This is a genomic window from Dyadobacter sp. SRI_021, from assembly GCF_057586235.1.
The window spans coordinates 1-23,189 of sequence record NZ_JBYCZM010000024.1; the positions used below are offsets into that span (position 1 = coordinate 1).

General features: G+C 47.7%; 19 protein-coding genes. 1 reads left to right on the forward strand and 18 read right to left on the reverse strand.

Going from position 1 to position 23,189, the window contains the following annotated elements; genetic code table 11:
* Positions 1-256: 256 nt before the first annotated feature.
* Complete coding sequence (gene pruA, locus AC2YIT_RS31715; RefSeq protein WP_430851975.1) at positions 257-1,888, reverse strand: L-glutamate gamma-semialdehyde dehydrogenase; 1,632 nt, start codon at positions 1,886-1,888, stop codon at positions 257-259.
* 202 nt (positions 1,889-2,090) lie between these two features.
* Between pruA and thrC the strand changes: the two genes are divergently transcribed.
* Positions 2,091-3,398: a threonine synthase gene (thrC, locus tag AC2YIT_RS31720; protein WP_430851973.1), complete on the forward strand. Its 1,308-nt coding sequence runs from the start codon at positions 2,091-2,093 to the stop codon at positions 3,396-3,398.
* A 132-nt stretch (positions 3,399-3,530) separates the two neighbouring features.
* On the opposite strand, the gene AC2YIT_RS31725 is transcribed toward thrC, so the two are convergent.
* The 17 genes from AC2YIT_RS31725 to AC2YIT_RS31805 all read right to left on the reverse strand — a co-directional run bounded on the left by AC2YIT_RS31725 (position 3,531) and on the right by AC2YIT_RS31805 (position 22,850).
* Positions 3,531-5,318, reverse strand: coding sequence for a tetratricopeptide repeat protein (locus AC2YIT_RS31725; RefSeq protein WP_487281884.1), 1,788 nt, complete (start codon positions 5,316-5,318; stop codon positions 3,531-3,533).
* Positions 5,319-5,776: 458 nt separating this feature from the next.
* Complete coding sequence (locus AC2YIT_RS31730; protein WP_430851971.1) at positions 5,777-7,393, reverse strand: Ig-like domain-containing domain; 1,617 nt, start codon at positions 7,391-7,393, stop codon at positions 5,777-5,779.
* Between the two features lie 66 nt (positions 7,394-7,459).
* Positions 7,460-8,362: a class I SAM-dependent methyltransferase gene (locus tag AC2YIT_RS31735; RefSeq protein ID WP_487281875.1), complete on the reverse strand. Its 903-nt coding sequence runs from the start codon at positions 8,360-8,362 to the stop codon at positions 7,460-7,462.
* Positions 8,362-10,224, reverse strand: coding sequence for a tRNA uridine-5-carboxymethylaminomethyl(34) synthesis enzyme MnmG (gene mnmG, locus AC2YIT_RS31740; RefSeq protein WP_487281876.1), 1,863 nt, complete (start codon positions 10,222-10,224; stop codon positions 8,362-8,364). The genes AC2YIT_RS31735 and mnmG overlap by 1 nt, the downstream gene beginning before the upstream one ends.
* 55 nt (positions 10,225-10,279) lie before the next feature.
* Positions 10,280-10,693, reverse strand: coding sequence for an rRNA maturation RNase YbeY (gene ybeY / locus AC2YIT_RS31745; protein ID WP_487281877.1), 414 nt, complete (start codon positions 10,691-10,693; stop codon positions 10,280-10,282).
* A 192-nt stretch (positions 10,694-10,885) separates the two neighbouring features.
* Positions 10,886-14,206 (reverse strand): DUF4175 family protein, encoded by a 3,321-nt coding sequence (locus AC2YIT_RS31750; RefSeq protein WP_487281885.1) that lies wholly within the window; start codon positions 14,204-14,206, stop codon positions 10,886-10,888.
* Positions 14,207-14,376: 170 nt separating this feature from the next.
* The gene (locus tag AC2YIT_RS31755) at positions 14,377-15,117 is read right to left on the reverse strand and encodes a porin family protein (RefSeq protein WP_487281878.1); all 741 of its coding nucleotides are present in this window, start codon (positions 15,115-15,117) and stop codon (positions 14,377-14,379) included.
* 99 nt (positions 15,118-15,216) lie between these two features.
* Positions 15,217-16,026 carry a tryptophan synthase subunit alpha gene (gene trpA / locus AC2YIT_RS31760; RefSeq protein WP_430851961.1) on the reverse strand — a complete coding sequence of 270 codons (810 nt, stop codon included), beginning with the start codon at positions 16,024-16,026 and terminating at the stop codon, positions 15,217-15,219.
* Positions 16,023-16,379 (reverse strand): Dabb family protein, encoded by a 357-nt coding sequence (locus AC2YIT_RS31765; protein WP_430851977.1) that lies wholly within the window; start codon positions 16,377-16,379, stop codon positions 16,023-16,025. The genes trpA and AC2YIT_RS31765 overlap by 4 nt, the downstream gene beginning before the upstream one ends.
* Positions 16,380-16,441: 62 nt before the next feature.
* Complete coding sequence (locus tag AC2YIT_RS31770) at positions 16,442-16,642, reverse strand: hypothetical protein (RefSeq protein WP_015813244.1); 201 nt, start codon at positions 16,640-16,642, stop codon at positions 16,442-16,444.
* Positions 16,643-16,665: 23 nt separating this feature from the next.
* A complete protein-coding gene (trpB, locus tag AC2YIT_RS31775; RefSeq protein ID WP_430851959.1) occupies positions 16,666-17,865 on the reverse strand; it encodes a tryptophan synthase subunit beta in 1,200 nt (399 codons plus the stop codon).
* 5 nt (positions 17,866-17,870) lie between these two features.
* Positions 17,871-18,521, reverse strand: coding sequence for a phosphoribosylanthranilate isomerase (locus AC2YIT_RS31780; protein WP_487281879.1), 651 nt, complete (start codon positions 18,519-18,521; stop codon positions 17,871-17,873).
* Positions 18,518-19,336, reverse strand: a complete 819-nt coding sequence (trpC, locus tag AC2YIT_RS31785) for an indole-3-glycerol phosphate synthase TrpC (protein ID WP_487281880.1) — start codon at positions 19,334-19,336, stop codon at positions 18,518-18,520. Before trpC ends, AC2YIT_RS31780 begins: the two co-directional genes overlap by 4 nt.
* Positions 19,337-19,388: 52 nt before the next feature.
* A complete protein-coding gene (gene trpD, locus AC2YIT_RS31790) occupies positions 19,389-20,378 on the reverse strand; it encodes an anthranilate phosphoribosyltransferase (RefSeq protein ID WP_430851953.1) in 990 nt (329 codons plus the stop codon).
* 57 nt (positions 20,379-20,435) lie between these two features.
* Entirely contained in the window at positions 20,436-21,002 is a 567-nt protein-coding gene (locus AC2YIT_RS31795) for an anthranilate synthase component II (RefSeq protein ID WP_487281881.1), read from the reverse strand.
* Positions 21,003-21,026: 24 nt separating this feature from the next.
* On the reverse strand, positions 21,027-21,416 hold the full coding sequence (locus tag AC2YIT_RS31800; protein WP_487281882.1) for a tautomerase family protein: 390 nt from the start codon (positions 21,414-21,416) through the stop codon (positions 21,027-21,029).
* A 12-nt stretch (positions 21,417-21,428) separates the two neighbouring features.
* The gene (locus AC2YIT_RS31805; protein WP_487281883.1) at positions 21,429-22,850 is read right to left on the reverse strand and encodes an anthranilate synthase component I family protein; all 1,422 of its coding nucleotides are present in this window, start codon (positions 22,848-22,850) and stop codon (positions 21,429-21,431) included.
* Positions 22,851-23,189: the final 339 nt, after the last annotated feature.

Consider the following 23,189-nt stretch of genomic DNA (forward strand, 5'->3'; position numbering starts at 1 on the left):
CTCCATTGTAAATTTTTGTTTGCTACTTTAAGTAGCTTAATTCTATTCAAACGAGTTTTTCTTACTCTTTTGGTCTATCTCATCATGTCAAAGAACAGTGCCAACCGCGCTTTCTTTTCTCCGTGTCAGTCGCTTCGTTTGCGATTGGGATTGCAAAGGTAGAAAACATTTTTTCAAGTCCAATACCCAGGCAAGAAAAAAGTCGAAAAATTTGAAAGTTCTTCGACTTTTTAAATTATTCAAAAGCATTGTACAATTATTCGCCGGAAAGAAACGGATATTTATAGTCTTTCGGCGAAACGAGCGTCTCCTTCAGTGCACGTGGCGATACCCATCTCAGCAGGTTTAAAACGGATCCGGCCTTATCATTGGTACCCGATGCACGCGCTCCTCCGAATGGCTGCTGCCCTACTACGGCCCCGGTCGGCTTATCGTTTATATAAAAGTTACCTGCTGCGTTCACCAAATGCCTGGTTGCATATTCAATGGCATAGCGGTCTTTAGCAAAGACGGCACCCGTCAGTGCATAAGGAGAAGTGGCGTCGATGACGGGAATGATTTGCTCGAATTCATTTTCATCATACACATATATAGTGAGCACCGGCCCGAAGATCTCCTCGCACAGGGTCACATAATCCGGCTTGAAGGCCCGGATAATGGTCGGCTCGACAAAATACCCTTTGCTCTTATCAAAATTGCCGCCTGCGACGATTTCCGTCTCGGCGCTGGCCTTTGCCCCATCTATATAAGAAGCGATCTTGTCGAACGATTTTTCGTCGATTACCGCATTCACGAAATTCGAGAAATCCTCTACACCACCCATTTTGATCTCTGCCAGATCAGCCAGCATAAATCTTTTAACCTCTTCCCACAAATTGGAAGGAATATAAGCCCGCGAAGCCGCCGAGCATTTCTGCCCCTGGTATTCGAATGCACCTCGGACAAGGCCTGTAGCCACCGCCTTTGCATCCGCGGATTTATGCGCGAGCACGAAATCCTTACCGCCCGTTTCGCCCACTATTCTTGGAAATGTCTTATAAGCAGCGATATTCTCGCCGATCGTTTTCCAGATCGTTTGAAACACCTTGGTACTACCTGTGAAATGTACTCCAGAGAAATCAGGATGTTTGAAGATCACGTCGCCTGCAACCGGTCCATCTGTCAGAACCATATTGATAACGCCGTCAGGCAGCCCTGCTTCCTTGAAAATTCTCATGATTACATTAGCTGCGTATACCTGCGTAAAAGCCGGTTTCCAGATCACCACATTACCCATTAATGCAGGGGCAGCGGGCAAGTTTCCTGCAATGGCTGTGAAGTTGAACGGGGTAATAGCGAAGATAAAACCTTCCAGCGGACGGTATTCCATACGGTTCCAGACGCCTTCGGAAGATATGGGTTGCTCTTCATAAATATCCCGCATAAAATTCACATTAAGTCGAAGGAAATCAATGATTTCACAAGCCGAGTCGATCTCTGCCTGGTAGGCATTTTTAGACTGCCCCAGCATCGTTGCCGCATTCATTTCGGCGCGGTACGGACCGGCAATCAGCTCCGCCGCTTTCAGGAATATCGCTGCGCGTTGCTCCCAAGTAAGCGCTGCCCAGCCTTTTCTCGCTTCCAAAGCCGCATCGATCGCCTTAGCCACATCTTCCTTAGTTCCCTCGTGAAAATAGCCCAGAACGTGCTGATGATCGTGGGGCGGAGATACCACCTTTTTATTCTGCGAATAGACTTCCTCGCTACCTATGTATTGTGGTATATCAATGACTTTGGCGCGAGCCTCTGCCAGCGCTTTTTTGAGCTCTGAGCGTTCCGGGCTGCCTGGTGCATAGCTTTTAACCGGCTCATTTTTTAACACCGGCACATTGAAAATTCCTATCGACATGTTATTTGGTTTGTTATATTGATTATTCTACTTATTACTACTGAACAAAATTATCCGTCGGCACGATCCCCGCAATACTTTCAGTACAAAGTACCATTCACACATTTATTCCGAAAATCCATTTAAAAGTTGGCAAAATAACTGACCTGCTGGGATTTTAGTTAAATTTGCGCTCCCATTTTCCGGATCAATTTATATCAAAATGATATTCTATAGTACCAAAACTGCCGACTTGAAAGCTTCGCTGGAAGAAGCCGTTTTCAACAGCCTTCCTCCCGATAACGGTCTCTATATGCCCGAATTCATTCCGACGATTTCTAAGGAATTTATGGCCAACATTGAGAATAAATCCTTCAAAGAGATTGCCATCGAGGTGACCGCGACGCTTTTGGGCAGCGAAATTACAAGAAGCGAAATTGAATCCATCATTGATCGCGCATATGATTTCGAAGCGCCGGTGAAGAAGATCACGCCCAACGACTATGTGCTTGAACTGTTCCATGGCCCATCCATGGCGTTCAAGGACTTCGGAGCAAGGTTTATGGCCGCAATTATGTCCTATTTTTTGCAGCGCTCAAAAAAGGAAATCCGTATCCTGGTAGCCACATCGGGCGATACCGGTGGCGCAGTTGCACAAGGCTTTTACAAAGTACCAGGCATTTCGGTAACGATCCTCTACCCCAGCGGAAAAGTGAGCGATATTCAGGAAAAACAATTGACTACCCTCGGCCACAATGTAACGGCCATTGAAGTCGACGGAACGTTTGACGATTGCCAGCGCCTGGTGAAGGAAGCTTTCCTGGATCCTGAATTAAGTGCAAAATATAACCTGGCATCGGCCAACTCCATTAACATTGCCCGGCTCATCCCACAATCATTCTATTACTTCGCGGCTTACGCGCAACTGAAGAAATTGGGTAAACCTTTGGTAATCTCTGTACCAAGCGGAAATTTTGGAAACCTCAGCGCGGGTGTACTCGCCTATCGCATGGGTTTGCCGGTTGAGCATTTTATCGCCGCCACGAATGTAAACAATGCGGTACCTCGTTACCTCGAGTCCGGCAACTATGAACCGCTTCCTTCCATTGAAACGATATCCAATGCGATGGACGTAGGCAGCCCGAGCAACTTTGTGCGGTTAACGCGATTTTTCAATGACGACTGGAATGCGATCAATGAAAAAGTTTCCGGCGCATTCTTCAATGATGAGCAAACGCAAAAAGCGATGCGCGAAGTTTTTGGGAATGCCAACTACGTGATGTGCCCACACACCGCCGTAGCCTACCGGGGTCTTCAGGAATACCGGAAAAAAACGAACAGTGATTTTACAGGCGTCTTCCTTTCGACAGCCCATCCGGCCAAATTTATCGACCTCGTAGAAGAAACATTGGGAAAAAGCATTGATGTACCCGAAAGATTGAAATCGCTGCTCGATATTGAAAAAGTGTCGATTAAAATGAAACCTGAATTTTCAGAATTCAAATCACTATTAATGAATGAGTTAAAATAGAAATACCTGAATTTAATGCGCCTGAGATTTGAGTATTTGACTGAATCCGGATAGAAGCACGTGAATTTTAAAACGTAAAAGGCCCCGAAGCGACAAACTTCGAGGCCTTTTTCTCTTCGTGACAAAAATTCCCTAGTTGATCACATCACCTCTCAGAATCCGGAAGCGCTTCCGCGACTCGGCGACGAAAATGCTTCCCGGAAACTTTTCCATCAGCTCCTGGTACAACTTCATCGCCTGGTCCTTGTCATTGAGTTTCTCCTGGTAGAGCTTCGCCATCGCGAAGAGCGCGTCGTCGCCATACAGGTCATGGCCGAATTTTGAATACAACAATTTCAGATCCGCCATCGCCTGCTGGTTGCTATCGAGCTTAATGTAAGTCTTCGCTGTAAGCCAGAGAATCTCGTCGGCGAGGCTATGGCTCTCGTATCTTTTATATAGCTGCTTTAAAGTATCAATTGCTTCGAACTTCTTGTTCTGGAACAATTGCAGCTCCACGGATGAGTAAGCCTTCATCGCCGCCTCGGTACTATCGAGCCCGGTGTTATCCATGATCAATAACGAAAGCTCGTTGGCATCGTTCGCAATCTCGCGGCTCGTCGCCTTCTTCAGAATATCGAGTACCGCCTTGGCGAGTTCAAACTCTCCTTTAAAATAATGCAGCTTCGCATTCCGCAGCTTTGCTTCGTATCCCAGCACATCGTCTTTCTGCGATTTCTCGACTTGTGAATACACCAGCGTCGCTTCCCAGGGCTCGCCTTGCAGCAGGTAAATATCCCCCAAATCGAGCTTGCATTTATCTACAAAACTCTTCTCCGCCTTACCCGCTTCGATCGCCGTTTGCAGAATTTCGATCGCCTTTTTGAAATCATCCATGTAGAATGCATTCAAAATCGCCATGTTGCGCAGCGCTTCAATCGTACGAACATTCACGCCTAACTCGTCTACGAGTTGCTGATACTGTCCGAGCAGCTTCTGCACTTCGCTACGCTTTACCGGGTAGGTGTTTTTAACCTGCTCCTCCCTCGCGAAAATGGCCATTCTGCGAGCCACCGGGTAAAGTTGTCCTTTGGGATATTCTTTCACTAAATGATCGAAGATCGTGCCTGCATTGGTGTAATCATTGTTCTGCAAGGCCAGCATTCCGAGGTTGTAAAGCCGTGCCCCGTTGTGTTTAAAACGGCGGTCTAATGCTCGTTCCTGGATGAATGCCTTGTAAAAATCCTTGCGCTGCACTTGATACCAGATCAGCAGCTCATTATAGAAACCCTCCTGTGGGAACTTCTGGATCTTATCGTAAAGAACCTTTTCCAACAATGCCTGCTCCTTCTCGTCCTTCGTAAAATCCTGAAGCATATTCTGAACCACCTCCGTATTCTGGTAGCGCATACCATATGACAGCAGCTCGTCGATCATCTTTTCGGGCTGATTCAGGTCGCGGTACACGCTTGCCAGTTCCAGCTGGAAAATGTCGTAGCGCTTTGCACTCTCGCGCGCTTCGAGCAGGATATTCTTCGCCCATTCCGATTGATTTTGCGCCCGGAATTCCTCCGCCAGATCGCGTTTAAGCTCCGTTCTCACACCGGATGCGGTAATGGCCTGTTCATACTTTTTGGACGCTTCTACGGTCTTTCCCTGATTCTCAAGCATAATGCCCCAGTTCAGGTAATACCATGCCGCATTATTGGCATCACCTTTAATCTGCTTTTTGAAAAATTGCTCGCCATCTCCCCACGCCTTGCTCTTCACAATGCAACTGGTATAGTTCTTAAGCGAGATTTTTTCAAAAGAGCTTTTCAGAAATGAAGAATAGTAACTAAGTGCCTTCGGACAATCCCCGTTTTTGAAATACTCCTCGGCCAGCTCCCGCTCGCCCTGCCCGAACGCCGCCGCCGCCCCGGAAAGCAGAAATCCTATCATCAAACAGCTCGTAACCCTTTTCATAATAGATAAAAAAATCTTTTTCCTTTAGTTATTATCCTTCAGTGTGCCTGTGGATTTGTGAATAAAAGCCTTATCCACTGTAGATTAACATACTTATTCACATTTTGTGGATAAGTATGCGTAGTTATCCACTGTAGAAATTTTGAAAATCAACATTTAAGTAGTTGAAATACAAGTTAGGAATTATTCTGTTCACATTGGAATGTGGGTAAAAGCCTTTAGTTGACTACATTTGTTATCCACAGTTTCTTAAGTGAATCAACGTACTGTTAACTACGATTTAGCTGTTGGTTATCCACTGCAGGACGAAATTCACTTTTTTATCCACACATATTAGGGGTTATCCACAAGCTTATTCACATTTTCACCCCTTTTACCAACAAAATTTCCGCGTTATTCACATAGTTATCCACAGACTGTAGACAAAAATGTCATTATTTTTCTTCAGGAATCGTGATGTTGATGTCGTTCAACTCGAAATTTGCCTTCAAAAGGATCTTATCCGGGAGGTAATAGATCGGTTCTGGCTGCAGGTCCTTGTCCATTTGACCGGTGTCCCATCTCCTGTTACGATTTTTGTCGATGGTGATGCGCAAAAAGTATTTTCCTTGAGGGATATTCTTGAAAGTGTAGGGCGATTGGTAAAGTGTTTCGACGATTTTATACTGCTCGTCGACCAGGTCAAGAATGAAATGCACAGACGTATCAGCATTCGTCACGCGCCCGCGGATTACCCCATAATCTTCTTCCTTTAAAATAGTGTGCCGCAGCAGCGTTTTGGGAAGCGTATCACCTTCGACACTGATGATCGAGCCCTTGGGAATGTCCCACTTCACTGTGTCTTTAGCGAACGATTTTGCGTCGATTGTGAGGATATTATGGTTTTTATTCCAACTGTATTTAAATGCATTTAGTGGCTCGTGTGTAAGGCTATCGGAGATTAATGCGATCTTCTGGTCGTCGATTGTGCGAACAGGTTTGTTTAGGACGAGCTTGTATGTGAAGGAATTGGTAAGCGGCTTATTGGCTTCGGGAACGGTTGTAAGTGACAGCGGATCGAGTTGGCGTTGCTTACCGCGCTGCGCTTGAAATGCGATTTTTTGCTCGAATTCGCTGACAACTCCCAGAGAATCCAACGTTTTGAGTTTTACAAAAACGGTGTCGGGATGCGGTTCTACATTGAAAAATTTGAGGTTTGTGCCATTTGGTTCGAGCAGGTAGGGAAGTGAATCTTTATTAACGAATGTTACTTCTGCGTTTTCAATTGGCTTACTGAATACCACTGAATAGTTGTTCACTCTGGGCAGCGTGCGCTGTACCTTTAAGGGAGTGTTATCGGAAAGATACATATTCAAGTGGTAAGACACGGAATCGGTGCCGGCGGTGATGGTTTTGCCCCAAAATCCCATACGCTCATCTTTTGCGTTGAAAAGCATGTTGCGGTTTTTATCGTCAATTGCGATGAGTTTGTATTCTCTTGTCTGGATATTTTCAATGGAAAATACGCCGCTGCTATCCGTGCGGGAGAAGTAGTAGGGCTTTTGTTTGGCGATGTTGAGCGTATCGCTGACATTATACAAGCCCACGAGCGCGTCGAAAATCGGCTTGTTGGTGCGGATATCTTTCAATGTCCCGTACACACGCCCGGAGTCGAGCGAATTGCCGGTACTGAAGACAATTTTGAGGTTTTTCGCGGGATTTTTTTCCGCAAAATCCTTGATCGCGTCACCGAAGTTGAGGGTGAAGGTAGTGCTGTCCTTGAATTGATTTTTGAAGGTAAGCAGTACCGACATCCCGTTTTGCTTGTAGGAATAGGGGTTGTCGGCCTCGGGTGTGATCACGAGTTTCTGGTTGATATTGTCCACCACCACATATTCGTCGAAGAACAATTCGACCTTTCTGCCTTTAAAATTGAGGGTTTTGTTCATGGGATTACTCTCCACGAGCATGGGTGGAATGGAGTCTCTCTTACCTCCGGTAGGCGGTACTTGTTGGGCGCAGCGTTCGAAGAAGAACAGTATGAGGATGGCAAATACAATCGTTCTAAGCATTTCAGTTGAATTTAAAAAGCCCCCAATACAGTGGGTATTGAGGGCCGTTTGATGTGTTGGTACTGGTCAGTTTTTCGTGATAATGTAGATCAGACTGGAAGTATTGAGCTCTTTGTTGGTGCCTGCACGGCCTTTGAAATTGGACTGCAGACCAGTGACTGCACTATCGATTAAGTTGGTTTTGCCGCTTTTATATTTAGTACTCAGCATACTCACGTAAAAAGAATCAAACCACATCGGGAGTATCTTTTTTACGGTCAATCCGTGCGTTTGGAGAAGCTTTTTCATTGTAGCACGGGTGAAATGGTACAAATGGCGAGGAACGTCGTAGGCGGCCCAAAAACGGCCATATTTCAGGGCGTCATGCGATTGTGGATTGGGTACCGCAATAAGGATACGTCCATTTGGTTTTAAATGCTTTTGCAGCCAGTCTATCGTTTCGTTCAGTTTGTGGACGTGTTCCAGTACGTGCCACATTGTGATGATGTCGTACTGCCGTCCTCCCAAATCCGCCTCGAAAATGCTTTCAAAAATGGTCGCTCCTACCCTTCTAGAAGCCACTTGACGCGCTCCTGAATCGGGTTCGGTACCAAAAGTTTTCCAGCCGTCGACCTTGACAGCGCTTAGGAAATTGCCGGTTCCACAGCCAATATCGAGTAATGTTCCTTTCGGTTGAACGAGACTGTTGATGAGTTTTACCTTCTGTTCAATTGTATGATTTCTCACAGAAGTGTACACTTTACTCATCAGATCCTTGGCTTCATCATGATGAGAAATGTAGTCTTGCGACTCATAATACGCGCCAATCGATCCTTCCGACGGTCGCGGATTCGTGAACAGAAAGTAGCAGGAATTGCATTGCTGGATCGTGAATTCTTTGTGTGAAACGGTATAATCCTCCACATTCAGATAATTGCTGAAACTGGATTGCTGGCATACCGGGCATTTGTCGAGCGTTTCTAAAGACATTAGCGGCCTATGTAAAGCATTAAAACAGATATATCCGAAGGGCTGACACCGCTGATGCGCGACGCCTGGCCGATCGTGGAAGGGCGTGTTCTTTTCAGTTTTTCACGGCCTTCAAAGGACAAGGAAGTGACCCCGTCGTAGTTGAAATTATCGACGATGGCGAGGTTTTCGAGCTTATTCATTTTCTCCACGAGCAGCATTTCCTTCTCAATGTAGCTGTCGTATTTAAGATTGATCTCTGCCTGCTGCACGGAATCTGTGCTATATTCTGCCAGCAATTCGGTTACTACAGGACTTGCTTCGAGCAGCTGGTCAATCGAAATTTGTGGCCTCCTGAGCAGCTGCGCGATCGGGATTTTCTCACGTATCGGTGCGGTACCGATCGCTTCCAATGCACTGTTAATCTCGTCGGGAGTCAGTTTGGTCACATTCAGTTTGGCGATGATCTCTTCCGTTTCGCGTTTCTTTTTGCGCATTGCCTCTACCCGCTCTTCGCTGGCCAAACCGATTTCGTAACCTTTTTCGGTAAGTCTCAAATCCGCATTATCCTGGCGAAGTAGTGTGCGATATTCGGCGCGGGAGGTGAACATGCGGTAAGGCTCTTCGGTGCCCTTGTTAATGAGGTCGTCGATAAGCACGCCGATGTATGCTTCCGATCTTTTCAAAACGAATGGATCGAGATCGTTCACATTCCGGTGGGCATTAATGCCGGCCATGAGTCCCTGGCAAGCAGCCTCCTCGTACCCTGTGGTGCCATTGATTTGGCCTGCAAAAAAGAGGTTCTTCACCAAATGTGTTTCGAGCGTAGATTTCAGCTGTGTCGGTGGGAAATAGTCGTACTCGATCGCGTAGCCCGGACGGAACATTTTGGCGTTTTCAAAGCCAGGTATTTTCCTGAGCGCTGCATATTGTACGTCCTCCGGCAGCGACGTCGAGAAGCCATTGACATATACTTCCACGGTATCCCATCCTTCCGGCTCAACGAAAATCTGGTGACGGTCTTTGTCGGCAAAGCGGTTGATTTTGTCCTCCACCGACGGGCAGTAACGGGGTCCGAGTCCCTTAATGCGTCCGGAAAACATGGGCGATTTTTCGAAGCCGGTTTTCAGCACGTCGTGTACTTCCTGATTGGTATAGGTGATCCAGCAGCTGCGTTGCTTGGCGAGCGGCTTGGTATCGGTGTAGGAGAATTTAGCCGGATTTTCATCGCCGGGTTGCTCTTCCATTTTCGAATAGTCGAGTGAGCGGCCGTCCACACGCGGGGGCGTACCGGTTTTCATGCGCCCCGCTTCGAAGCCGAGAGTTACCAATTGCTCGGTCAGGCCGGTGGCAGATTTCTCCCCGGTGCGTCCGCCGCCGAAGTTCTTTTCGCCGATATGGATGAGTCCATTCAGGAAGGTACCATTGGTTAGCACAACGGCCTTCGATCGGATTTCAATGCCTAGGCTTGTTACTACCCCGCAAGCTTTGCCGTCCTCGACGATGATGTTCTTAGCCGTATCCTGCCAGAAATCAACGTTCGGATTGTTCTCGAGAATAGACCGCCATTCTTCCGCAAATCTTACTCTGTCGCTTTGGCAACGGGGGCTCCACATGGCCGGACCTTTGGAGAGGTTCAGCATCCGGAACTGGATCATTGTTTTGTCGGAGACGATCCCCGACTGTCCGCCGAGCGCATCGATTTCGCGGACGATCTGTCCTTTCGCGACGCCGCCCATGGCGGGGTTGCACGACATCTGTGCGATTGTGTGCATATTCATTGTGATCAGCAGCACCGACGAACCCATCGTCGCTGCGGCAGCGGCGGCTTCACATCCTGCATGGCCTGCGCCTACCACGATCACATCATATTCCTGAAACATATTATTACTCACTTGTTAAACCACTTTAATTAAAGTGTTCCACGTGGAAATTTAACTAGAACAGCCTAAGATACTCATCTTCTTTAGCCCTCATGGCCGTTTTAAGCGCTTCACTCGTGTCGTCATAACCCGCGAGGTGGAGCAGCCCATGAATGAGCACACGGCGCATTTCTGTGTCAAAATCGGTGTGGAACGTTGCTGCATTTTCACGTACCCTATCTACACTGATGTAAATGTCCCCTTCCAATTGATTGTCTTCCTCACTATTGTCAAACGTAATGATGTCAGTGAAATAGTCGTGATCGAGATACTGCTTGTTAATTTCGAGAAGGTACTCGTCCGAACAGAACACGTAATTCAATTGAGATAGCTCATAACCTTCTGAAATTGAGGCGTTTTTAAGCCATTTTTTTGTTTTTATCGGATTAACTACCTTAAAATCAATGCCTTCCGAGAAGAAACTTACCATGTTTGATAGCCATACACCATCGCCCTGTCAAGTGGCGCCAGGTGTATGATATTTAAATATTTGATCGTAAATAATTTACAAACTTACGAAGTCTGTCATTAAGAACATGAAAAACAAGGGATAGCGTCTGTAAACCCTGTTAAAAAGAGTTAACGCTATCCCCTGCCCTAGCCCAACAAAATGGGCGTATGATCAGTTCTTGGCCTGGTATTTACGGAAGTAGTTGTCCACCTCGCGTTTGTAGAATGGTGAGAATGTGGGCGGTATCGTACGAAGCAGTTCGGTTTGCTTCTCTTTCTCGCGGATGTATTTTTCAAATGCGGCAGGTGGCTGTTTAGGCAGCTGCTTAGCAGCCTGTGCTTTGCGTTGCTCGTCCTCGTCTTGCTCTTTCATAGCTTTCTCGGATTCGAGCAGGCGTGTGGTGATCTCCTGATTGCGTTTGATCAGCTCCGGCGTTACGCGTTTGTTCACGAGATCGGTTTCGGATTCGTCCATCTTGTCGGCGATGTCCTGCAATTCCTTGCCCATTTGCTGGCCCTGTTTGGTACCTTTCTGCTGCTCCATAAGGTCCTGGATCATCTTCCGGATTGCGGCTTGCTGAGCGGCCATTCTCGCCAGCTGTTCCGATTGGTTGCCCTGTCCTTCCTTACCCTGTCCAAGTTGTTTGATCTGCCCGTTCAGTTTCTCCTGCATTTCGCCCATGCCGGGTTGCTGGCCTTTCTGCTTACCCTTCTTGCCTTTCCCGGCGCCGGGCATAGCCATCGCCATTTGCTGTTGCATTTGGTTAAAGACGTCGCTCAGCATTAATGCGAGGTTATTCATGGAGGTCATCGCGAACTGCTGCTTAGAAGTGGCGACATTAATCTGCCGATCCTTAATGCTTTTCACGCTTTCATTCATGTACGACTTCATATCGTTCAGCTCGCGGGTGATGAACGACTGGATCTGCACCACGCGGCTCGCCAAGGCATACAGGCTGTCCTCTACGATCTTCGCGTCGTCTTTCAGTTTCAGTTGCTGCTGGCCGAGTTTTACAAAACGCGGATCTTGCAAGCTTACGCCGCGGAAATCTTTCATTAAGGTCTCCTGGTCGAAGGACAATGTGATCAGATTTTCCAGAATGTCGCGCAGTGCATCGAGGTTTTCCTGCATTTGCTCCATTTCCGCCGACTCCATTTGTTCCTGCATCGACTGCGCCATTTTCTTCATCGACTTTGCTGCATTTTTTTGCGACTGGGACGCTTTCTGGTTCTGTTGTTTACTCAGCTCCTGCTTACTCTGTTCCATCTGCTCAGAAGCGTTTTTTTGCTCCTCTTTCTGCATGTCGAGCTCCTGTTCCAGGTCCTTGCTCATTTCCTCAATCTCCTTACTGTTCTCCTGCGCTTTTTTGAAGTCGTCCTGGATTTTCTCCTGCTCTTTTTTCAAGTCTTCATTCTTACCCTGCTTATCGTCGGAATTTTTGTTCTTGTCGTTTTGCTCTGATTTTTCCGCGAGATCCTCTTCCTTATCGGCCAAATCGTTCAGCTTTTCAGCAAGGTTTTCCATTTTCTGCTCCATTTGCATTTGCTTGAAGAGCTTCATGGTTCTTTCCAGTTCTTTTTCGAGGTTATTCTCCTTATTACGGAGCTTTTCCAACATCGTCGACATCCGCTCGCTCTGTTTTTGTTCCAAAAGCTTTTTGAGCTCTTTATACAGCTTCTCGGTATCCTCGTCCATCAAATCGTTCATCAGTTTCTGCAGCTGCTCAATTTTGGCTTGTAACTCGGGACTCTGCTGATTGAATTGCCGCGCCTTTTCATTGGTATCCTGATGCTTTTCTTTCAATGCTTCCAACTCCTTCATGAGCTCCTCGCGCTTGCGTAGCACCTCCTCGATCTGTTTCTGCTCTTTGAAATCGAGTTCTTTATTGCTTTTAAGCCGGTTATCCAGATTCTCGATATCCTTTTGCAGGCTCTGTGCCTTCTTCATTGCCGATTGCATTTGATTCTCGGTTTCCTGCTCCGATTTCCGTACCTCGGCTTCCAGTTGATCTTTGGAGGGTACGGTGAACTGGATCGAGCGCGAACGGGCGCTCTTCGCGCCATTTACGCCGTCATTGTCCCAAACCTGGGCATAATACTCGATCTTGTCACCTGGGGCGAGTTTGAGGCTATCTACATACCATTGGAAAAAGAAACTCTGGGTATTGACGGTTTTGTTAAATGGAATAGGAATGCTCTTCGGCGCTGCCGGCTTGTCCTCATTGGCTCTCTTCACCGAATAGAACATTCGTAGCTGCGAAAACCCGTAATCGTCGCTGATCGAACCACCCAGCACGAGATAGTTGTATAATGTGGTATCCTGGAAATTTTCCAGGTTCATGACCGGATATTTGTCGGGAATGACATTGATGAAATAGCCGATCTTGTCCGAATTCGACGTCTGATCATTTTTTAGATTTACCTGGTATTGAGCCGATTTTCGAACCGTTCTGCGAATTTCGAAATGGTCGCCATTGCTCTCTTTTGCAGTATACAATGCCGAGTCGTTTTCGAACTTAATGGCTAATGCTTTGGTAGAAGAAGTATTGAAATTCCACTCGATGGTCGTGCCTTCCGGTACCGAAAGGTTCCCTACATTATTCAGACCTTCCGAAGGTTTGTTGAGATACGCAGGATAATGCAAATTCACATCAAATGATAGCAGCGACGGCCGTTCGTCCACTACAATGCGATATTCTTCGGAAGCATAGCCCGCGGCGTCGAAAGAGAAAGCGACGTCGCGCTGCAGGTTTTTGAATGTGTAGGAAAAATCCTTCGTGCTTTCCTGCGTCAGTTTGAAGCGGGTACCATTCTGTACGAGGTAAACGGCGGATGGTATAGCCTCTCCTTTCAAGGTGAGGTTTAATGTAAAATCCTCATTCCGAAATGCTTTCAGGCTCTTGTTCTGCAGTTCGAAAGAGAATGGTGCGTAGGTGTAATTCTTCTGAAAATGGATTATGCGATCCGAACTTGACGAGAAAAATGAAGGATTAAAAAGCAAAATCACTGCGATGGCAGCGAGCGGGTATACCGCGTACTTGAGCCTCTTTTTATTCTCATTAAAACGAATGGCATCCGAAAAGCGGACGATCAGCAGCTGGCTCGACTTCTGCCGGATACTTGCCTCAATGAGGTCCGATTGCATTCCCGTCAAATTTCGAAGCTGCAATGTATTCACGAGCTTATCTCCTACCTCAGGAAAATACTGCCCGATCTGCAATGCGGCTTGTTCATCGGAAAGCGGTTTTCTTAATCCGTATAAATGGATCAATGGCTGTACCACCCATTGCACGAACGAAAACACCAGCACCGCCAGGAAGCCAAAAAACAGCATCCCGCGCACCACCGAGCTGAACCGCCCGAAATACTCGATCGTATTGAAAAACAAAAAGACAGTCAGCAGCAGCCCGATCGAGAAGATCGCGCCTTTGAGTAACTGGTTCTGATAATATTTCAGTCGGTATTCCTGAATGCGTAGCAACAGGCCTTCCATTGAGGTAGTGAAAGGAGCCATAGTGGTCTAGGTATAACTGTGAAGTTTTTATAACGCATGTGGCATCTAAAAATTACCGAGTGCCCATATGCGTTAAAAACAAAGAAATATAGCGAATTCCTGCTGCATTTACCCCAGAAATTATCGAAAATCGGGGAATAGTAACACCGTCAGAGTGTAATCAGCAAGCCGGCTGAAGCGTAGTTGATCCAGTTGAAATTGTAAATCTTATCATTGTCAGCGCCGCCTTCGAGCATGCGGTACCCGAGCTTGACCGCGATCGTGTTGTTGAAATTGTAAGCAATGCCGCCGAAGATGTCTTCGGCACGTCCCTGCTTCGCGGCGAGTGCATCGCCTTCTAGGATGACGGACCAGTGGTAGGCAGGTTTCCAGGAAGCATAAAAATTAATGAGTGGAACAAAACCAAGGTTGTCATAATGCGTGTCGGCGTACTCGCTCTTGAACCGGATGTCGGCGTCGCGGATCTTGGCGGTGAGCCCCGCCCCTACCCTCCACTTTCCATTGGCAAAAAAATCGTAGCGATAGGTAAGCCTGTACGAGTTGAACCGGTAATCTACATTGAGTGGTTGTCCCGGTAGAAAATTGTGATTGTTAAAATTGGTGTTCTCTGAAAGCGTCCCACGGTAGTGAATCGTCAATGGCGCGAACAATGCGGAGATATTGTGGCGGTTGCCGATCCGGTACCCCGCACGAATGCGATAAAACCCACTCTGGTCCAGGTCGAGCTGCTCTGGAAGATTCACGCGCGTTCCGCGTCCGCTTGGAATTTGTACTTTATTGTAGCTGGTGTTCAATACCAGCCCGCCTTCGACGTCGAAATTGAACTGTGCGAATACAGGCGTATATGCGCTGCATATGAGGATGGTGAGTAGCAAAAAGAAGGCTTTCATAGGCAGCATTGGGATATAAAAAAACAAACAACCCGTTAACAGGTTGTTTGTACAAAATTAATGCCTGAAGAAAAATAAAATCGGTCGCTCCGCGACGAATTATGCCGGAATTGCCTCTGAAGAATTTTTTACTTCTCTTACAAACGCCCTAATATCGTTTTCAAGGTTGGTACTCTGCTGCAACACGCGGATGAACGCGCTTCCGATGATCGCACCGGCGGCGTGGCTCGAAGCTTTCACGAAAGTGTCATGGTCTTTAATTCCAAATCCGATTAGTCGCGGATTGCGAAGCTTCATGGCATCTAGTTTTTCGAAGTATGCTTCCATGTCGCCGCTCACACCGGATTTCGAACCGGTAACACTGGCAGAGGAAACCGTATAGATGAAACCTTCGCTCACCTCGTCGATCTGGCGAATGCGCGCTTCCGAAGTCTGCGGCGTAACCAGGAAGATATTCAGCAAACCGTGCGCGTCGAACACGGATTTGTATTCATCCAAATACACGTCCATCGGCATATCAGGCAAAATGAGCCCGTCGACACCCACTTCGGCACATTTGGCGCAAAATTCCTTGATACCGTATTGCAATACCGGATTGATATAACCCATTAACAGCACCGGCACAGTAATCGTGTCCCGCATACCTTGCAGTTGATCGAACAGAATGCGTACCGACATGCCGTTTTCCAACGCGCGGTCATTGCTTTGCTGGATTGTCTCACCGTCGGCTACAGGGTCGGAATAAGGCATTCCAATCTCCACCAGGTCGGCACCGCCATCCTGCAATGCCCGCAATACACGGGTAGTATCGTTCAGCTCCGGGAAACCGGCCGTGAAATACACGTTCAGCAGTCCCTGGCTGTCCGTAGTTTTATTAAAATTCTGAAAAAGACTTACAATGCGGTTCATTCTTGTGTCCAGTAGTCAACAACCAATACTTTGTCCAGGTGTGGTTCCAGGACTTTTACGAATGCTTTGTGCTCAGGGTGAGGCAGGTATACTTCACGGCCGGCTTCGCTGTCGAAGCTTACGAAAAACACGTGTGTGAAGCCTTGAGCCAGTCCCTCGGGGCTGTTGTTGGTACCCCACTCAAATCCTTTTACCTCTTTGATTTTCGAAGGGAGCTTACGGAAAGCGTCTTCCACTTCCTTCACTTGCGCTGGTGTTGAAGAATCCTTGAATTTGAAAAGAACAACGTGGCGCAGCATTTTTTTAGGTGGATTTGAAGGTGAAACAAACGACATGGTGCTGAAAAGGACCATGGAAGCAAGCAAAAAGAGTTTAAATCTCTGCATATGTGGTATGGATTAATGGTGATCCGGGACTAGGCCGAGCAGTTGAGGCATTCGCCTTCGTCGCTGAATTTCAGGCGATCGAACTCGCCCAGTTTTTCTTTCATTTCAAGGATCTCGTCTTCCATATCGCAACGTTCGAAGAGCGACAGTTCACCTGAGTTTACCTTTGCTTCCAGTTCCTGGATTTTCAATCGGAGATCGAAAACCTCTGGCAATGTCAATGTAGCCATGTGATGTTATATTGAGGTGAGAATTAATCGATGTATTTCATATAAGTACCCATATCCTTGTCGCCGCGGCCCGAGAGGTTCAATACCACCGTTTCGTTTTCGGAAGCGCCCAGACGGCCTAAAACGGCCAATGCGTGCGATGATTCCAGAGCGGGGATAATCCCTTCGAGGCGGGTGAGCTCGAACGCGGCCTGCACCGCCTCGTCGTCCGTGGCCGAAAGAAACGTACCGCGGCCACTGGCGGCAAGCCATGCGTGCTGCGGGCCGATGCCCGGGTAATCCAACCCCGCGGAGATAGAAAATGGTTCCACCACCTGGCCGTCTTCGGTCTGCATCAGGATGGTGCGGCTTCCGTGGAGTACACCAGGCTTACCCAATGCGACTGTCGCCGCAGAATGCCCCGACGTAAGCCCCAACCCTGCCGCTTCGACGGCTACAAGTTTGACGTTTTCTTCGTCGAGGAAGTGGTAAAATGCGCCTGCTGCATTGCTGCCGCCGCCAACGCAAGCCACCACATAATCAGGTGTTTCCTTGCCCGTGTGCTCTTTGAGCTGCCAACGGATTTCCTCCGAAATAACCGACTGGAAGCGTGCTACCATGTCGGGATAAGGGTGTGGGCCTACCACAGAACCGATAATGTAATGCGTATCAACCGGGTTGTTGATCCAGTGGCGCATGGCCTCGTTGGTGGCATCTTTCAGCGTACGCGAGCCGCATGTAGCCGGGCGTACTTCCGCGCCGAGCATTTTCATGCGCGCTACGTTAGGTGCCTGGCGCTCGATATCGAGCTCGCCCATGTACACGATGCATTCGAGGTTCATCAATGCACATACGGTGGCTGTCGCCACGCCGTGCTGTCCCGCGCCGGTTTCGGCCACGATGCGTTTTTTGCCCAGGCGCTGGGCCATCAGAATCTGCCCGATGGTGTTGTTTACCTTGTGTGCGCCAGTATGGCAGAGATCTTCCCTTTTGAGGAAAATATTGGTTTTATATTTTTCCGAAAGCCGGTGAGCGGGGTAAAGCGGTGTTGGCCGGCCTACGTAATGGCGTAGTAAATCGTTGAATTCCTTTTGAAAAGAAGGGTCTGCGATTACTTGCAGGTAGTTTTCACGCAGTTCTTCAACATTCGGATATAGCATTTCAGGGATGAATGCGCCCCCGAAGGTGCCATAGTAACCGCGGTCATTTACCTGATACGACTTCTTTTCTGCAATTGATTCCATAAAATTTAAGCTTCCGCTTCTTCTTGCTCTTTTACGCGAACTAAACTAAATAATTCTTCCAGCTTGGCGATGTCCTTCACTGCCGGCTCGGTTTCGAACTTGCTGTTGACGTCGATGCCGTAAATAGGGAGTGTCTGTGATAAGCTGATAATCTCTTCGATGTTGTCGAGCCCGATGCCGCCGCTGAGGAGGAATGGCTTTTCATTATCGTATTTGCTCAGCAGTTTCCAATCGAATGCCGTGCCGTTGCCGCCCGGGTTTTCGCCTTTGGTATCGAACAAAAACAGGTCGCAAAACGATTTGTAGTTGTTTAGCATGGCAAAGTTGAACTTCTCGTCAATGGAAAATGCCTTGATCACGCTCACCCCTTTCTGACGTATGCTGCGGCAGATGTCGGGCATTTCGTTGCCGTGCAGCTGCACATACTGCAGGTCGTATTTTTTGACCATATTCAGGATATGGCCAGGGTTTGCATTCACGAATACCCCTACTTTTTTGATGCTCTGAGGAATGCTGCGGATGTATTCCTCGTTCAGTTCCTCGCCCACAAAGCGGGGTGATTTTTCATAGAAAATAAACCCTATAAAATTGGGCTGTAAGGCTACTACCTGTTCAATGTTGCCTTGCTGGCGCAATCCGCAAATTTTAATTTTCATAGGACCAGAGGATTTAGATTGCTATGTTGAGTTAAATTTTGTTGCAAACCTGTCAGTGCGGCGCCGGGGTTCGCAGTTTTCATAAACGTTTCTCCTATCAAAAAGCCTTTATAACCATTCTGAAACAGCTTCACAATGGTTTCGGCGTCTTTTAAACCGCTCTCTGAAATTTTCACGAAAGCATCGGGAATCAGCTCGCTCAATGCGATCGAGGTTTCGATGGAGGTTTCAAAAGTTTTCAGGTTACGGTTGTTCACGCCGACGATATCGATATGCTCGCCTGTACTTACAGCCAGTTCTTCCGCATCATGGACTTCCAACAGCACTTCCAGGCCCAGATCGTGCGCCCTGCGGCTCAAATGAGCGATTTCCGAAGGCGTAAGGCATGCTGCAATGAGCAAGATTACGTCCGCGCCGATGGATTTGGCTTCGAAAAGCTGGTATTCATCCACGATAAAATCCTTCCGGAGCATCGGAATCTGCGGGTTAGCCTTCCTGGCGGCGAGGAAATCGGCAAATGAGCCACCGAAAAAGTCGATATCGGTCAAAACGGAAAGTCCCACGGCACCTGAGTCCACATAATCCTTCGTCACGATTTCAGGCTGCACATCAGCATTGATAATGCCTTTTGAAGGGGACTTTCGTTTGAATTCCGAGATAATGCGGGGTGAAGTAGATGACCTTAGCGCCGCCGCGAGCGAGGCAGTCGGGCGCGCGAACAATGGCTCCTTTTCCAGGTCGGAAATGGATCGCTGCTTTTTCGATTCGCTGATTTCTTCCTGCTTGCGGGCGATAATTTTTTCTAAAATATTCATCTAAAAATGCTGTAACTGCAATTATAAAAAGGGAGAAATGCTTCCCCGCTAACTATTCTTCGATCAATTTTTTGAAAGCGGCCAATGCTTTCTTGCTTTCGAGCGATTCCCGGGCTGTTTCCACGGCGTCGGTCAGCGACAACGCCGGATTGGCACAATAAAGCGCCATCGCCGCATTGGCCAGCACCGCCTGCTTCTGCGAAGGCGTTGCCGTGTCGTTCAAAACATTCATAAAAATCCGGGCGGACTCTTCCACCGTGACGCCGCCTGATAAATCTTCGGCGCGCAAAGTTTGAAGCCCTAGATGAGAGGGGGTAAGAACTTGCTCGGAATGAGCGGTGATAATCTTAAAAGCACCTGTCAATGACACTTCGTCGTAGCCGTCTAATGCGTGAAGAACCAGAAATTGCTTATCCGTTTGTTGGTAAAGATAAGCAAAAAGACGCGCTAATTCAAGACTAAATACGCCCACAAGCTGTTTTTTCGGCGATACCGGATTCACCATCGGACCCAGCATATTGAAGAACGTTTTCACGCCCAATTCCTTCCGTACCGGTGCTACATTCTTCATGGCCGGGTGGAAAAGAGGAGCATGCAAAAAGCACACACCCGCCTGGTCGATCTTCCGTTCCAGGTAATCCTTATCGTTCGTAAACTTCGCTCCCAGGTATTCCAGCACCGTCGACGACCCGCACATAGACGAAACGCCGTGGTTACCATGTTTGGCCACCCTTTGACCCGCCCCCGCCACGACAAAGCAGGATAATGTCGAAATATTAAATGTATCCTTGCCATCGCCTCCCGTTCCGCAAACGTCGATCGGATCATATGCCGACAAATCCACCGAAAGGCAGAGTTCGAGCAAGCCGTCACGGAAGCCTTCCAGTTCTTCGACGGTAATGCTGCGCATGGCATAGGTTGTTAAAAATGAAGCAATTTCTGAATTAGAATACTTGCCGGTTCCAATTCCCATCAGAACGTCTTTGGCTTGCGATTTGTCGAGGACTTTGTATTCAAAAAGATGGCTAAGAATGTGTTTCATGACAGTTTTTAATTGCTAATATCGTCGGGTAAGGTGGTGTTAGTTCAAATGCGGAGGTCAGAGTTGCAACCAGTTTTGCAGCATTTCCTTGCCATGCTCTGTTAAAACAGACTCGGGGTGGAATTGGAGCCCTTTCACGTCGTATTTTTTGTGTGAGAGCCCCATCACCCGGCCTTTTTCGTCTACGGCGGTGATGGTAAGGTCGTCGGTGAATGTTTCCGGAATGACAGTCCAGGAATGGTACCGTCCGACTTTGATATGGGTAGGCAGGCCTTTGAAAATGCGCTCACTGGCGTCGGTAACGATGGCCGTGTCGGCGATACCATGCAGCACGTCGGTCATATTCTCCAACTCGGCGCCGTAAACCTCCCCTATTCCCTGATGCCCGAGGCAAATGCCGAGAATGCTTTTGGAAGCCCCGTATTCGCGGATTACGTCGTGCATAATGCCGGCTTCGGAAGGGATACCCGGGCCGGGGGAGAGAAGGATCTTGTCGTAATTTCCGACGTCTTCCAGCGCGATCTTATCGTTCCGGTAAATGTCCACCTGGTCGTGCAGTTCGCGGAGGATGTACACGAGGTTGTAGGTGAAAGAATCGTAATTGTCGAGAACTAGTATTTTCATTTGGACGGTAAATTTCAAATCGTTTTAAACGGCAATTTTGTAATCCAGGGCCAACTCGTCCCCTGCTTTCCCACGAATGCCCCAATTGTGCGGTGGAGTCTCGGTGAGGGTGATTTCCACGTCGTTCGGCGTGATACCGAGCTCTTCTTCGAATTTTTGAAAGATCAGCCGGTACAGATGCTTCTTCGCTTCTATCGAACGGCCTTCAAACAGGGCTATTTCGAGGACCGTATAGCGTTCGCTTCTGCCTTCGGGATAAAAGAAATCTCCCTCATCAAGGTAAAAGAACCTGTGTGCGCGCTTGTTTTGCGGATATTGGAAGGCTTCTACAATGCAGCTGTGCAATGTGTTGGACAACTGCTCCCGGATCGCGTACAGCGAAGATTTGAGGCCATATATTTTGATCTGCGACATGGCTGTTTCCTCTTAGAGTTCTTCTGCTACCTTAATGGCCTGGCGTAATGCGGCCAACTTGCTGTTGATTTCCTGCAATTCACTTTCCACATTCGATTTCGCCACTACGCCCATTCCTGCGCGGAAGAAAAGCGTATTGTCTTTGGCGAGGAAAGTCCGGATTGCGATCGCATGGTTGAAATCCCCATTGAAATCCATAAAACCGATGGCTCCGCCATAAATGCTGCGGTTGCTGGACTCCATCTGGTCGATGAGTTTCATGGCATTATGCTTGGGCGCACCCGATAAGGTGCCTGCGGGGAACGTGTCGGCCACGAGTTGAAGCGGGTTCACGTCCTTATTCATTTTGCCTACCACCTTTGAAACGAGGTGGATCACATGCGAGTAGTATTGTACTTCCTTGTAATTCGTCACTTTTACGGCGTCGCAGCTACGGCTCAGGTCATTACGGGCCAAATCCACTAACATGACGTGCTCAGCGGTCTCTTTGGGGTCGTTTAGCAGGTTTTGCGCGGCTTCCGCGTCTGCCTGATCGTCGCCGGTGCGGCGGAATGTGCCCGCAATCGGGTGAATTTCGGCCTGGCCGTTTTTGATGAATATCTGTTTTTCGGGAGAGGATCCGAAGATCTTGTAATTGCCGTAGTCGAAGTAGAAAAGATAAGGCGAGGGGTTAATCGAGCGCAAGGCGCGGTAAACATTGAACTCGTCGCCCTGGAATTTGCGGCTGAAACGGCGAGAAGGCACGATCTGGAAGACATCACCGCGGAGGCAGTGGTCGATTCCCCTCTGGATCACTTTCCGCATTTCGTCGTCGGTAACGTTGGAGGTCTCATCGGCTGTTATACTGAAACCGTATTGCGGAAAATTCCGGTTCTTGATCAGCACCTCGATCTGATCGATACCACCTTCCGCCGTTGTCTCGCCGTATTGATGTTCAAAAATGTAAAGCTCGTTTTTGAAATGGTTGATGGCGATAACGTACCGGTAAACCTGGTAGAATATCTGGTCAATTTCGGTCTCCTGGTTGGTCGGTTGTATTTCAATATCTTCGAAATAGGTCACCGCATCATAGGTTATATGACCAAAGAGGCCATTGGTGATAAAGGGAAACTTGCTCTTCTCGGATTTGAAGCTTTGAGCAAATCCGTACAAAGCCTGTACCGCATCCTTCCGGTTGGCTAGTTCGAAATTGACTTCAGAACCATCGGGGAACTTCTGAGTTACTATGCTATTGTTCAGTTTGAAAGAAGCAATAGGATCGCAGCAGATGTATGTAAATGAGTTTTCGTTGCCATGATAATCGGAGCTTTCCAGGAGGATTGTATTGACGAAGCGATCTCTGAGCTTCAAATAGATCGAAACAGGCGTCAATGTATCGGCCAGGAGCTTTTTGTGGCGTGTGGTAATCTGATAAGTCTTGTCCAGGGTTTTCATGTGCAAGTAGTAATGTAAAGTGTATAAAAAAACGGCTCGCTGTCAGATGAACAGCGAGCCGTTTGTACGTATATTTTGATTCTATACCATGCAATAGCCTTACTTGTCCATCTTGGAAGGATAAGTACGCCACCACCAAATAGTATTGAATAATTTCATAGTTGATTGTTGCCTTGCGACAGTTACAGGGACAAATATAGGAAAAAGAATTATCGCTGCAGTCTTTTGCAAAATATTTCTGCAAGAATTTGCAAAGGGCTTTTACTTCAAAGCTTCATTTTGAGGGGCTGAACTTGATATAGTCCTATTAAAAAACCTGCCATTGTGGCGTATAAATGC